This is a genomic window from Neobacillus massiliamazoniensis (genome assembly GCF_001048695.1).
GTDB classification, from domain to species: Bacteria; Bacillota; Bacilli; order Bacillales; family Cytobacillaceae; genus Neobacillus; species Neobacillus massiliamazoniensis.
In genome coordinates this window covers 883150-896707 of sequence record NZ_CVRB01000001.1, presented here as the reverse complement: position 1 = coordinate 896707, position 13558 = coordinate 883150, and the positions used below count along the sequence as shown (strand labels likewise).

At 37.8% G+C, this 13558-nt stretch carries 12 protein-coding genes and 2 riboswitches; of the genes, 11 read left to right on the top strand and 1 reads right to left on the bottom strand.

Annotated elements, in window-relative coordinates; translation table 11 throughout:
* The 4 genes from BN1082_RS04345 (at position 1) to BN1082_RS04330 (ending at position 2492) form a co-directional block, all read left to right on the top strand.
* Positions 1-675 (top strand): phosphatase PAP2 family protein, encoded by a 675-nt coding sequence (locus BN1082_RS04345; RefSeq protein ID WP_090631380.1) that lies wholly within the window; start codon positions 1-3, stop codon positions 673-675.
* 20 nt (positions 676-695) lie between these two features.
* Complete coding sequence (gene pssA / locus BN1082_RS04340) at positions 696-1391, top strand: CDP-diacylglycerol--serine O-phosphatidyltransferase (protein WP_176699640.1); 696 nt, start codon at positions 696-698, stop codon at positions 1389-1391.
* 52 nt (positions 1392-1443) lie between these two features.
* Positions 1444-2187, top strand: coding sequence for a Cof-type HAD-IIB family hydrolase (locus tag BN1082_RS04335; protein ID WP_090631377.1), 744 nt, complete (start codon positions 1444-1446; stop codon positions 2185-2187).
* Between the two features lie 104 nt (positions 2188-2291).
* Positions 2292-2492, top strand: a complete 201-nt coding sequence (locus BN1082_RS04330; protein WP_090631374.1) for a cold-shock protein — start codon at positions 2292-2294, stop codon at positions 2490-2492.
* Positions 2493-2707: 215 nt separating this feature from the next.
* On the opposite strand, the gene hpaB is transcribed toward BN1082_RS04330, so the two are convergent.
* A complete protein-coding gene (gene hpaB, locus BN1082_RS04325; protein ID WP_090631372.1) occupies positions 2708-4156 on the bottom strand; it encodes a 4-hydroxyphenylacetate 3-monooxygenase, oxygenase component in 1449 nt (482 codons plus the stop codon).
* Between the two features lie 197 nt (positions 4157-4353).
* Between hpaB and katA the strand changes: the two genes are divergently transcribed.
* The 7 genes from katA (at position 4354) to ribH (ending at position 13192) form a co-directional block, all read left to right on the top strand.
* Positions 4354-5814: a catalase KatA gene (gene katA, locus BN1082_RS04320; protein WP_090631370.1), complete on the top strand. Its 1461-nt coding sequence runs from the start codon at positions 4354-4356 to the stop codon at positions 5812-5814.
* 459 nt (positions 5815-6273) lie between these two features.
* Positions 6274-6744 (top strand): GyrI-like domain-containing protein, encoded by a 471-nt coding sequence (locus BN1082_RS04310; RefSeq protein WP_176699639.1) that lies wholly within the window; start codon positions 6274-6276, stop codon positions 6742-6744.
* Between the two features lie 150 nt (positions 6745-6894).
* On the top strand, positions 6895-8298 hold the full coding sequence (gene hemY / locus BN1082_RS04305) for a protoporphyrinogen oxidase (protein WP_090633143.1): 1404 nt from the start codon (positions 6895-6897) through the stop codon (positions 8296-8298).
* A 1045-nt stretch (positions 8299-9343) separates the two neighbouring features.
* Positions 9344-9490: riboswitch (FMN riboswitch) on the top strand.
* 131 nt (positions 9491-9621) lie between these two features.
* Positions 9622-10704, top strand: a complete 1083-nt coding sequence (gene ribD, locus BN1082_RS04300; RefSeq protein ID WP_090631362.1) for a bifunctional diaminohydroxyphosphoribosylaminopyrimidine deaminase/5-amino-6-(5-phosphoribosylamino)uracil reductase RibD — start codon at positions 9622-9624, stop codon at positions 10702-10704.
* Positions 10705-10719: 15 nt separating this feature from the next.
* A complete protein-coding gene (ribE, locus tag BN1082_RS04295) occupies positions 10720-11379 on the top strand; it encodes a riboflavin synthase (protein WP_090631359.1) in 660 nt (219 codons plus the stop codon).
* 26 nt (positions 11380-11405) lie between these two features.
* A complete protein-coding gene (locus tag BN1082_RS04290) occupies positions 11406-12599 on the top strand; it encodes a bifunctional 3,4-dihydroxy-2-butanone-4-phosphate synthase/GTP cyclohydrolase II (protein WP_090631356.1) in 1194 nt (397 codons plus the stop codon).
* Between the two features lie 122 nt (positions 12600-12721).
* Positions 12722-13192, top strand: coding sequence for a 6,7-dimethyl-8-ribityllumazine synthase (ribH, locus tag BN1082_RS04285; protein WP_090631353.1), 471 nt, complete (start codon positions 12722-12724; stop codon positions 13190-13192).
* Between the two features lie 102 nt (positions 13193-13294).
* A riboswitch (cobalamin riboswitch) is annotated at positions 13295-13485 on the top strand.
* Positions 13486-13558: the final 73 nt, after the last annotated feature.

Here is a 13558-nt window from a genome sequence, read left to right as displayed (position 1 = left end):
ATGAGTTTTAAATCAAATATTATTATAGCTTTTATCATAAGTGCATTTTGTTTAGTTTGCTTCAGTCTTATTGCTTTATTGATTAGTGATCATAAAATTGCTTATTTTGACAGTACGATCATCTCAGCCGTTCAGGGGCTTGAATCTCCAACGCTCACTAGTGTAATGAAGTTCTTTACCTTTATTGGATCGACAAAGATGGTAATTATCCTGAGTCTTTTAATTATGTTATTCCTTTATAAGGTTTTACATCATCGCTTGGAGTTGATTTTGTTTACGGTTGTGGTTTTAGGCGCAGCTGTTTTAAATTTTCTATTAAAACAATTGTTTCATCGGGTGCGTCCTAATTTGCACCGCTTAATTGATATAAGCGGGTTTAGCTTTCCAAGCGGACATGCAATGAGTGCTTTCGCCCTTTATGGGATTGTTGCATTCTTACTCTGGCGCCACATTCGAAGCAGGTGGGGGAGAAGTCTGCTTCTTTTTATAAGTATTTTTATGATTCTCATGATCGGCATCAGCCGAATTTATTTGGGGGTCCATTATCCAAGCGATATTATCGGTGGGTATTTTGCAAGTGGATTTTGGTTAGCAATTTCAATATGGTTTTTCCAATTTTACAAAGAAAAGCGTTATAATAAGAAATATAAACTAGGTGGGGGATCAAATGAATAATCCGCGCTTATAAAATTGGAGTGATACATATTATTAGAACCAGTATTCCAAACATTTTTACACTATTAAATTTATTTTTTGGTTTTTTGTCAGTAATGTATTCTGCATCAGGGGATTACCGAAATGCAGCGATTCTCATTTTGATTGGCATGATGCTCGATAGTATGGATGGTCGGATTGCTAGGATGTTACACGTAGAAAGTGAACTCGGTAAAGAATTGGATTCACTTGCAGATATCGTCACCTTCGGGGTAGCACCTGCGATGATGGCATATTATGCCTATTTTTCTTATTTTGGGATTGTCGGGATGGCGATTGCCGCCTTATTTCCATTATTCGGTGCTTATCGATTAGCTAGATTTAACATTAATGCAGTGAAATCATCCTTAAAATATTTCACAGGTGTCCCCATCACTGCCGGTGGGGGCTTGTTAACTCTATTGACCTTTTTTCACGGAAAGATGCCAGGGGTCATTTTTGTCATTGCTTTCTTTGCTCTTTGCATATTAATGGTAAGCACGATAAAAATACCGAGTTTGAAAGAAGTCCCGCTTCCGAAATACGGCATCATTATTACTCTATTTCTTGGTTATGCCATTTACATGGTCTTTAGAAAAGAACATCATCGTTTTCCTTACTTTATTTATGTAGCAATGCCTTTATATGTTGCTTTCATTGGATATCAATTAGTGAGGTTTAAAAAGAAAAAGCAATAAAATAAAAAGAAATAGGCTTTCAGTAAAATGAAAAGGGAGTTTGCTATTAAATATGGATAATAATAAGGATATTAAATTAATTGCACTTGATATGGACGGAACACTATTAAATAAGCAAGGGGAAATTTCTGAAGCAAACCGAAAGGCAATCAAGGCTGCACAAGAGATGGGAGTTTATGTTGTCCTCAGTACAGGCCGATCAATCATCACTTGTGGGAAATATGCTGAATCCTTATCGTTAACATCCTTTTTGGTTACAGCAAATGGAAGTGAAATTTGGGATGAAAACCGCGAATTAGTCAAAAGAAGCCTGTTAAAAACGGATCTTGTAGAGTGGATGTGGGAGTTGTCCAAACAGCATAAGACAAAGTTTTGGGCCATTAGCACCGACAATTATTGGACCAATGAAATGCCGGAGGATATCAATGTAGTCGAGTGGCTGAAGTTCGGTTTTGATATTGATGATGATACAACAAGAGAGTTTATCTTAAATGAACTTAATGAAAAAGGTGAATTCGAGCTAAGTAACTCAACTCTAACAAATATCGAAGTAAACCCGCTTGGAATTAACAAAGCAAATGGACTAAAAATCGTTTGTGACCGTTTTGGAATCGATATGAACCATTGTATGGCCGTAGGAGATAGTCTTAATGATTTGGCGATGATTGTTGAAGCTGGAATTGGTGTTGCGATGGGAAACGCACAAGAAAAGGTAAAACAATCTGCTGATTGGGTGACGGATACAAATGAAGCTGATGGAGTGGCAAAAGCAATCCGAAAATGGGTTCTAAAATAAAATACTTGTTCTATTGAATAAAAAAGCCAATAATGGCAAAAATAATTACGCAAGTATATTTTTGCAATTTCATGTATAGGTACATGCTAGGAGGCTACAAAGAAATGGAACACGGTAGAGTAAAATGGTTTAACAGTGAAAAAGGTTTTGGATTTATCGAGCGTGAGGGTGGCGAGGATGTATTTGTCCACTATTCAGCCATTCAATCTGAAGGTTACAAATCATTAGAAGAAGGTCAAGAAGTAACGTTCGATATTGAAAATGGACAACGTGGACCACAGGCAGTTAACGTCCATAAAAAATAATAATCTGCCAATAAAAGAGGATGCCCTTAAAGGGTCTGACATCTCACTTAACACTTTATATATAGTTGAATATTAAGCAATGTTCAACTATAAATTGCAGGTTGAGGGGTCTGACACTTGGTTTTGGGACATCCTCTTTTTTAGGTAAAGACCATTATTGGTAAACATTTTTTCAATATAAAACCACAATTCGAAGACCAATGGATTATCTCCTACTAATCACCTAGTCCTTTAAAAAACTTATTTACAAAGTCAATATATCCCTCTTTATTGTAACTTTGGTAGAGATTACATTCCAATCTGATAGGGTCACCGAAAAAAAAGCGTTCGTACTGCATTTGTCTTGTTCCAAATGAACTCATACTGATATCCCATGCCAAACGGAAAAGTTTTACTCGCTCTACTCCATTGGCATTTGCCGCTTGTAAATAAATTTCAAGGTCATTTCCGATTTCAGAAGAAAAGTCCTCTTCCCCTGGGATCGTCACAAGTCCGCTTGCGCCTATTTGCTGGATTATTTCGCAATAGCGCGGATACATTCTCGAATAGAGAAGGATGGCAGCAGATAATGAATTAAAGTCAGGGGTCATTGTTCCCCATTTGTCGAGCTGAGCATTTACTTCTGAAGCGCATATAAGAGCTTTAAGGCTTTCTAACCCCACAATTATTTCACTGATTTTTTGTTTAATGTGCTGATAATCTCCTACGTTTATCGTATCGACAATCATTTGCGCAACCCCAAGAATAAATTCAGTCTTGATAATTCTTCTGGCTGTTACCTGATGTACCGCTAATGGATAAAAACTGCTCTCATCAAAGATACTGTAGGCCGCCTTAGGATTTTGATAGCAAAATACACGCTCCCATGGAACTGTTACATCATCAAATACCACAACTGTATCATTCTCATCAAAATGAGAACTTAAAGGATGATTGAATGATGACTTTTTATAGTTAAAAGATTCACGGCAAAGGAATTTTAAACCAGGGGTATTACTAGGAATGGAAAATGCATAGGCAAAGTCACTATTAATCATGGATGAAGGCGTTGGAAATACGAGAATTTCATCTGTAATACCGCCTTGCGTGGCTAAGAGCCGTGCCCCTTTTACAACAATCCCTTCTTCATTACTCTTAATCGTTTGCGCTGAAATAATTTGGTCCATATTTTCTAGGTATGCTTGTGAGCGGTTTACCTGTGGGTTGATAAAGGTATGTGTAAGTGAATAATCATTTTCCATTGCTTCGTCAAAAAAATTCCTTAAGTTTTGAGCAAAAGGACGATCCGAATCTTGAAAAACGTCTGCTGCTTCTGTAAAAGCCATTAATACAGTATTCATATAATCCGGTGAGCGCCCTAACATTCCAGCACTTGTTCTGGCCCATTCTTGAACCATGAGCCGGCGTAAGTGTAAATCTTCTTTAGTTTTTGGTACTAAAAAAGATGTTCCCACTTTATTCCCGGTGGTAGGAGAAGTGAATGTCATTATATTTGCTTTATCGGTCTCCAATTGTAAATCATATAATTTTGACTGGCTTTTTATGATCCCCGAGAATATGGGATGGTCTGAAATATTACCTTCCACCCGTTTTCCTTCTATCCAAATCTCAGCATTCAACCTGTTAATTCTGTCAATATACTCTTGCCCTGAAATAGCAGGCATTCAAAATCCCTCTCTCTTTATCCGAATTACTATAGTTTTATGTGAAATGGTCAAGTTAGGACAGTGCAGATGACTATTTTATGATAGTTAAGCTGCTAATTTTCAATTGAAATGGACAATTTTAGGAATAATTAATATTTATTTAGAATAAAGATAAATTGGTTAAAGTTTTAAAAAATGGTGTAAGAGGTGATTAGATGACAAACAAAAACAAACAGCTGACAACGAGTCATGGAACTCCTGTTGGAGATAATCAAAATTCGATGACTGCCGGTTCCCGCGGACCAACATTAATTCAAGATTTTCATTTAATTGAAAAATTGGCCCATTTTAATCGTGAGCGTGTTCCGGAACGTGTGGTTCATGCTAAAGGTGCAGGGGCTCATGGATATTTCGAAGTAATTAATGATATGTCCCAATATACGAAGGCAAAGGTGTTTAATAGTGTTGGCAAACGGACGCCAATATTCATCCGTTTCTCGACAGTTGCAGGTGAATTAGGCTCAGCGGATACAGTTCGTGATCCGCGCGGTTTCGCAGTAAAATTTTATACAGAAGAAGGCAACTATGATTTAGTTGGAAACAATACACCAATCTTCTTTATTCGTGATGCGATTAAATTTCCTGACTTTATCCATACTCAAAAAAGAGATCCGCAAACACATTTGAAAAATCCTACAGCTGTCTGGGATTTTTGGTCATTATCACCTGAATCGTTACACCAGGTTACCTATTTGATGGGTGACCGTGGTATTCCGGCAACATTCCGTCATATGAATGGTTATGGAAGCCATACTTTCAAATGGGTTAACGCCGAAGGGAAAGCAGTTTGGGTAAAGTATCATTTTAAAACAGAACTAGGCGTTAAAAATATGACAAATGAAGTAGCGGCAAAGCTAGCAGGGGAAAATCCTGATTATCATACAGAAGATCTTTTTAATGCAATCGAAAAAGGCGATTTTCCTGCATGGAAGCTGTACGTTCAAATAATGCCTTTAGAGGAAGCAGACACGTATCACTTTGATCCATTTGATGTAACGAAAATTTGGTCACATAAGGATTATCCATTGATCGAAGTGGGTCGAATGGTATTAAACCGCAATCCGGAAAACTATTTTGCGGAGGTTGAGCAAGCAACATTCTCACCTGGAACGATGGTACCGGGTGTTGAGGCATCTCCGGATAAAATGCTGCAAGGTCGTATTTTTGCCTATTCTGATGCTCACCGCTATCGTGTTGGCGCCAACCACGCTGCGCTGCCGATTAACCGTCCAAAGGTGGAAGTAAATAACTATCAACGTGATGGTCAATTACGTTTTGATAGTAATGGAGGCGGATCGGTTTATTACGAGCCAAACAGTTTTGGAGGACCGAAAGAAGCACATGAGTTTAAGCAGGCACCATTCCAAGTAAGTGGTGTTGCTGAGCAGGTCGCTTATGATCAAGACGATCACTATACACAAGCCGGTGACCTATACCGTCTCATGGATGAAAGGGAAAAAGCCCGGACTGTTGAAAATATCGTCAATTCTATGAAACCTGTAACAAAGAAAGAAATCAAGCTGCGGGCAGCTTTAAATTTCTATAAAGCGGATGCAGATTTTGGAGAGCGGATCGCCAAAGGTTTAGTCCTAGCTCTTCCACAAGAAGTAAAATAATGTCCTTATCGTTTAAAAAGAGGGTGTCCAAAATAACTTTAGGGACACTCCCTTTTTATTAATGGTCTGTTAAACTTGTCTGTTGATTTCCGCTCAAGAAGATCACTTTCCGCGGGCGGTCCGGGGGAGCCTCCTCGGCGCTATTGCGCCTGCGGGGTCTCCCCTGCCCCATACTCCCGCAGGACATTGAATTACATCCTTGAATCCACCCACGCACGAAGGTAATGCGATAGCATTTTCGAGGAGTCGAGCACCTTCCGCTCCAATAAACGTAAAAAATATCATGAACTTTGTACATATAGTGGTGCCTGTCACATTTGGTACAGCCTCTTTTAAATGAATACTATTTTTTAAATTTCAATGGTGATATTTTATTAATCTTCTTTTTTTGTTTTAAAAGGATTTCCTGGGATAAATCTAGAATTCTGAAAATAGAATGTATTAAAAGGGGGGATATGCTTGGACATCCAAGTAGTAGAAAGAGATGAAATAAAAGTAGTTGGGATTTCATGGAATGGGAGTTATTCACAAGCAAGTTCTATTCCTAAGTTATTCAAAGTTATGGAGACACGGTTAGATGAAGTAGCTCATCAGACGGAAGAACCTGTTTTGATTGCACCTTTCCATAGCAGGGAAACAGAGATTACCTATTATGTAACAACGCCAGTAAATAAAATTGATCAGATTCCTGAAGGCATGGTTGGTTTTACTATTCCAGGAAAAAACTATGTTGTTACATCCTATAAAGGAAGACCAGAGGAAGTAGAAAATACATATTTAAAAATATTCGACTGGATGAAAGAATACGGATATGAACAAGACCACCAAGCATTAGGCTTAGAAATTTTTCCAAAGAAACAAATAGAGACTAATGCATCTGAAGAGCTATATTTTGATATATTCTTACCGATTAAATCATATAAAGAATAAATTTAAACAAATTTTTAACAATTTTAAGAGATAATCTATTTTTTATTACAAAAGATTTAAAATAGAAGAAGAGGAAGGAAGGAGTTTCCTTCCTTTTTAAATTATTTGTGAAATGCTGAACAAACAATCTTGGAGATGCAGGTGATCGAAATGGAGATAAAAAAGGTCGTTGTCATTGGCGGCGGTATTACAGGTTTATCGACAGCGTATTTTTTACAAAAGGAAGCAAAGGAAAAGAAAATCCCAATCGAAATAAAGTTAATTGAAGCAAGCCCTCGCCTTGGCGGAGTCATCCAAACAATCAGTAAAGATGGGTATATCATCGAAAAGGGACCTGATTCCATTATTGTCACCAAAAAAAGTGGACTAAAACTCATTGAGGAAGTTGGACTGAAGGAGAACGTCGTCTATAATACGGCAGGAAAATCTTTTCTTCACGTAAATGGAAAACTGCATACCATGCCTGAAGGTGCGTATATGGGTATTCCGACAAAGGTAACTCCATTTGCAGTTTCGAGCCTTTTTTCAATGAAAGGGAAACTGCGGGCTGCAGGGGATTTTATTTTACCTAGAGGAAAAAAGCTTTCCGATCAGGCATTAGGCGGCTTCTTTCGCAGGAGATTAGGGAATGAAATTGTCGAAAATTTAATTGAACCATTGCTTGCGGGAATTTACGCTGGTGATATTGACAAATTAAGCTTAATGGCACTGTTTCCAAATTTTTATGATATGGAACAAAACTATCGGAGTCTTGTCCTGGGTTTAAAAAAGACAGTTCCAAGGCCTGCAAAACCTCTAAAAAAACAGCCGACAAGGAAAGGCATGTTTATTTCCTTGAATACCGGACTTGAATCCCTGATTGAAGCAGTAGAAAAAAGGTTAGAGCCTGGAAGTATCATGAAGGGAACAGGAGTTATAAAAATTGTTCGTGCGGAGGAGGGCTATCATTGTCTTTTAGCAAATGGAACAAGCGTAAAAGCCGACAGCATCGTGATTGCAACCGACCATTTCCATGCCCAACAAATGCTTAGTGACTACTCATTTATGGATGTTTTTAAAAATATGCCGTCTAATTCGATCGCCAATGTTGTCATGGGATTCCCGAAATCGGCCATTAAGCAGGATATTGAGGGAACCGGATTTGTCGTATCCAGAAACAGTGATCATCGAATCACGGCATGTACATGGACGCATAAAAAATGGCCGACCTCAACACCTGAAGGAAAAGTGTTATTACGTTGCTTTATCGGTAAACCGGATGACCAAGGGGTTATTGATTTGGCTGATGAGGAAATCATCAAAATCGTCCTAAATGATTTGAATAAAACGATGAATATTACTGCTGAACCTGAATTCCATATTATTACGAGATGGAAAAAGGCAATGCCGCAATATACAATTGGCCATTTGGACCGAATGAAAAACGTGAAAGAATCTCTTGCCAAAGAGCTTCCAGGTGTATTCTTAGCTGGAGCTTCCTATGAGGGAGTCGGGATCCCAGGCTGTATCGACCAAGGTGAGGCTGCGAAGGAGAAGGTTCTACATTTCTTGTGAAGACTCTATTGGACGGTCATTAGTCTGGAGTGTTTACCTTAACAGTATAACTAAAGCATTATTTTATCAAAATCAAAAGTGAATATTTCCTTCGGGGTCAGATAAAATATTTAACGATATAAAAAACTGCCAATCACTTGATATTATAGTGTTTATGGTGGTTTTTTTTACCTCATTTTATCTTCTGATAGGTTATTTGGTAGGAAATCATAAATAATAATGAATCAATTTAGAGTAATATAGAATAATTATTTCGGAAATTAGAAGAGATAAAATAGAATAAAAAACAACTTTTTTCCGTTAAATAGTTGCAACATGCAAAATGTTTATCCAACACAAAAAATAAATAACGAATCATAAAGATCCTTCAGTGTGCTTTTTGCTCTAAAAAGAAGGAAAAAATCCCCTTTTGTCGAAAAGTTAGAAGAATATGTATAAAACTTTGAAGGTTTGATTAGTGAAAGAAAAATCACTATTAATATATATTATTTATTTTTTTTCATATATTCTAGTCTATCCATTTGTATTTCCTTTTTTATTAATCCTTGGTTTTACTGTTGATGATCTATCAACTTCCCTATCTTCAGCTTATATAAGAGAATATACTTTCTGGGCAATAGTTTCAATTATTGGTTCTTTGGTTTTAAATGCTATTTTCGAAAAAATTACAAAAATGGAAAAGTGCACAATATACTCTTGGTTCATATTTATCCTGCATTTAGTTCTCATTCCCTTCACTCCTTATGTTATTTTATCTTTAAGTTTTTATATATAATTAGCATCAAAAAAATCGTTCTTCGATTGGTTTGATGGAAACCAAGGGTAAAATTCCTTGCTTTTTATTTTATTAATGATATATTAATATCAAAATAAAAGATCTTTTATTTGTAGTAAAACGGTAGGATTTTGGTAGGAAACTTGATGATTTTTAGGAATATCTAAAAGCATTATAGAGCATTTAGCAAAATGTAATTGTCTGAAATACATTGATAATAAATCGTTTTTGAGCAATTTAGATAATTAATGATTAATGAAAATTGAATATGGTTTCCTTCGGGGTCAGGTGAAATTCCGAACCGGCGGTGATGAAGCTGTGCTTCTTAGTCCGTGACCCGGTTAACGTTTTCGTTAAACGGTGGATCTGGTGAAACTCCAGGGCCGACAGTTAAAGTCTGGATGGGAGAAGGAAAAAAATTAGGACTTAAAAAGGTGCGAAAAAAATACCCTTTTTGAGGGCCTTAATTTGTTATTGTCTTAAACAAACCCTGAAGAGTAAATGATCTTCAGGGTTTTTTTATTTTTTGTTAAAGGGGTGGGGATTTTATGAATGATGCAGATTACATGAAATTAGCGTTAGATCTTACAAAAGGAACACTTGGCCAAACATCCCCCAATCCTGTTGTCGGTGCCGTACTGGTGAAAGATCATCAAATTGTCGGTATCGGTGTACATTTGAAAGCTGGCGAGCCTCATGCGGAGGTTCATGCGATCAAAATGGCAGGTGAGAAGGCAGAAGGTGCCACATTATATGTGACCCTTGAACCATGCAGTCATCATGGGAGAACACCGCCTTGTTCGGATTTAGTTATCCAAACAGGAATTAAAAAAGTATTTGTTGCATCAACTGACCCTAATCCACATGTTTCGGGAAGAGGTATTCAAAAAATTAAAAATGCAGGGATCGAAGTAGAAGTTGGTTTACTTCAAGAGGAAGCACGTGAGATGAATAAGGTATTTTTCTACAATATCCGAACAGGCCTACCCTTTGTTACCTTAAAGACGGCTATCAGTTTAGATGGAAAAACGGCAACTGTGACAGGGGAAAGTAAATGGATCACTGGTGAAGAGGCAAGAAAAGATGTTCATCAATACCGCCATCAGCATGATGCTATTTTAGTTGGAGTAAATACAGTGATTCGGGATAATCCTAGCTTGACAACCAGACTTTCAAATGGTGGGAAAAATCCCATCAGAATCATCCTTGATTCCCAATTAAGAACCCCTAAGGAAGCGAACATCATTAACGATAATTTGGCTCCTACTTGGATTGTAACAGGAAATAAAGCCAATCCTGACCTTGTAACCGAGTTTAGAGAACGAGGAATCGAAGTGATTATAATGCCTAATGAGCAAATTATTATTCAGGAAATGCTAAAGGTAATTGGGGAAAAGGGAGTCACCTCGTTGTTTGTGGAAGGTGGTGCAGAAGTTCACGGAAGTTTTTTGAAGGAACGGGCCTTTCAACAAGTCATTACTTATATTGCCCCAAAATTACTTGGCGGCAAATTTGCCCCAACATCCTTTGGAGGTGAAGGAATTAACAAAATTGCTGAAGTGGTGTCATTAAATATTAAGGATGTTGAAATGGTTGGACATGATATAAAAATCATTGCAGAACCAAAATAAGGAGAAGAACAAAATATGTTCACAGGAATTATAGAAGAGATTGGCATGGTGACAAATGTCCAGCGAACAGGAGAATCATTTGTACTGACAATTGACGCGAAAACCATTCTTGAAGATGTTCATCTTGGGGATAGTATCGCGGTAAATGGAGTCTGTTTGACTGTCACCTCTTTCACAGGGAATCAGTTTATGGTGGATGTCATGCCGGAAACGATAAAAGCTACCAGCTTAAATTCTGTAAAACGGGGTTCCAAAGTAAACCTGGAGCGAGCAATGGCAGCAGGCGGCAGATTTGGCGGTCATTTCGTATCAGGACATATTGATGGGACAGGTATTATTAAAAATAAAAAGGCGGTTGAAAATGCCGTTTACTACGAAATTGAAGCACCTGAAGACTTGCTGCAATTTGTTATTTTAAAGGGCTCGATTGCCGTTGACGGGACTAGCTTAACTGTTTTTGAAGTGACGGAAAAAAGCTTTACTTTATCCCTTATTCCCCATACGCTCAGCGAAACCGTTCTTGGTCTGAAAGGACCGGGTGACTTGGTCAATCTTGAATGCGATATGCTTGGAAAATATGTTGGGCATTTTATTTCAAGGTCGTTAGATGGCGCAAAGAAAAATGGCACAACAGGGATTACTGCTCAATTTTTAAAAGATAATGGGTTTGCTTGATAACTGGTTGAAAGGAGTGAGAGTACATGTTTAATACAATTGAAGAAGCATTAGAGGAGTTAAGGAAAGGTAAAGTCGTCATCGTATGTGATGATGAGGACAGAGAAAATGAAGGTGATTTTATTGCTCTGGCAGAAAAGGCAACACCAGAGGTAATTAATTTCATGGTAACACATGGAAGAGGGCTAGTATGTGTTCCGATTGAGGAGGATATCGCAGAAAAGCTGGACTTATTTCCGATGGTAAATCATAACACAGATAATCATGGAACCGCTTTTACCGTCAGTATCGATCATAAATTTTCTACAACAGGGATCTCTGCTTTTGAGCGGTCTGGCACAATTCTAAGTATGCTGGACCCTGAATCAACTTCAGATGATTTCAGAAGACCTGGACATATTTTTCCGTTAATCGCCAAAAAAGGCGGTGTTTTGAGAAGGACAGGACATACGGAAGCGGCTGTCGACCTTGCGAAATTATGCGGCGCCAAGCCAGCAGGAGTAATTTGCGAAATTATGAATGAGGACGGTACCATGGCACGCGTCCCGCAGCTTCGTAAAATTGCTGATGATTTACAAGTAAAAATGATAACGATTAAAGACTTGATTGAATATCGCAATAGGAAGGATAGATTGGTCAAACGAGAAGTAGAAATTAAACTTCCAACAGAATTTGGAGAATTTAAAGCGGTTGGTTACTCAAACCTTGTCGATAACAAAGAGCATGTGGCTCTAGTGAAGGGGCAAATAGATCCTGAGAAACCTACTCTTGTGAGAGTTCATTCAGAATGTTTAACTGGTGATGTGTTTGGTTCCAAGCGTTGTGATTGCGGACCGCAGCTTCATGCCGCTTTAAACCAAATTGAGCAAGAGGGAAATGGAGTTTTATTATACATGCGCCAGGAAGGCCGCGGGATTGGGCTCTTAAATAAATTGAAAGCATATAAGCTTCAGGAAGAGGGCTATGATACTGTTGAAGCAAACGAAAAGCTCGGTTTTGCTGCAGATTTAAGGGAATATGGCATAGGGGCACAAATTTTGAAGGATCTTGGGATTAGAAAAATGAGATTATTAACCAATAACCCTAGAAAAATTAAAGGCCTTAAAGGATACGATCTTGAAGTGGTTGAACGTGTTCCACTGCAAATGGAAATGAAAAAAGAAAATGAGAAGTATTTAAAAACAAAGCACGATAAACTTGGACATCTTCTTCAATATTAATAATAGGCAGTGTTAAAGGTCATTGTTGATTTTTGAAACTATGTTGATTGAAGCGAAGCGCATGGAGCGCAAATCAACAGGCAAGTTTAACAATAATAATATAATTATTTGGAGGAATTATTATGGGACAAATTTTTGAAGGAAACTTAGTTGGTACTGGTTTAAAAATAGGAATCGTAGTCGGCCGGTTTAATGAATTCATTACAAGCAAACTATTAGGCGGGGCACAGGATGCACTGAAAAGACATGGTATTAGTGAATCAGATGTGGATATTGCCTGGGTTCCTGGTGCATTTGAAATACCGTTAGTTGCCCAAAAAATGGCATTCAGCAAAAAATATGATGCAGTGATTACATTAGGAACCGTTATTCGCGGATCGACTCCACATTTTGATTATGTGTGCAATGAGGCCGCAAAAGGTGTTTCAGCAACATCTCTAAATAGCGGTATTCCCGTTATTTTTGGAATATTAACAACCGATTCGATTGAGCAGGCAATTGAGAGAGCTGGAACAAAGGCAGGCAATAAAGGTTGGGATGCAGCGACAGCAGCGATTGAAATGGCGAACTTATGCCGTACTATTGAGAAATAAAGAAATTAGATAAAATTCAGAATTGTAACTAGATATTGAAAAACTTTTTTTAAAATATATACAAAACAATCATCATTTTACTATAATAGTTTTAACATAAAAAAATATGATTAATAAACAGGTGCTAAAATCCTTAACCAGATTTTTAGCTTAATAGGGAAGTTGGTGAAAAGCCAACGCGGTCCCGCCACTGTAAATGGGAGCAAACTATATTCCGCCACTGTCTAAGAGATGGGAAGGCATAGGGAGCAATGACCATGAGCCAGGAAACCTGCCTGTTTCTTGCCCGTCTAAAGTACCTACGAGGATAGGAAGGTGATGACATCTAGACTCCTTTTACTTTTATGTAAGTAACAGAATCTAATC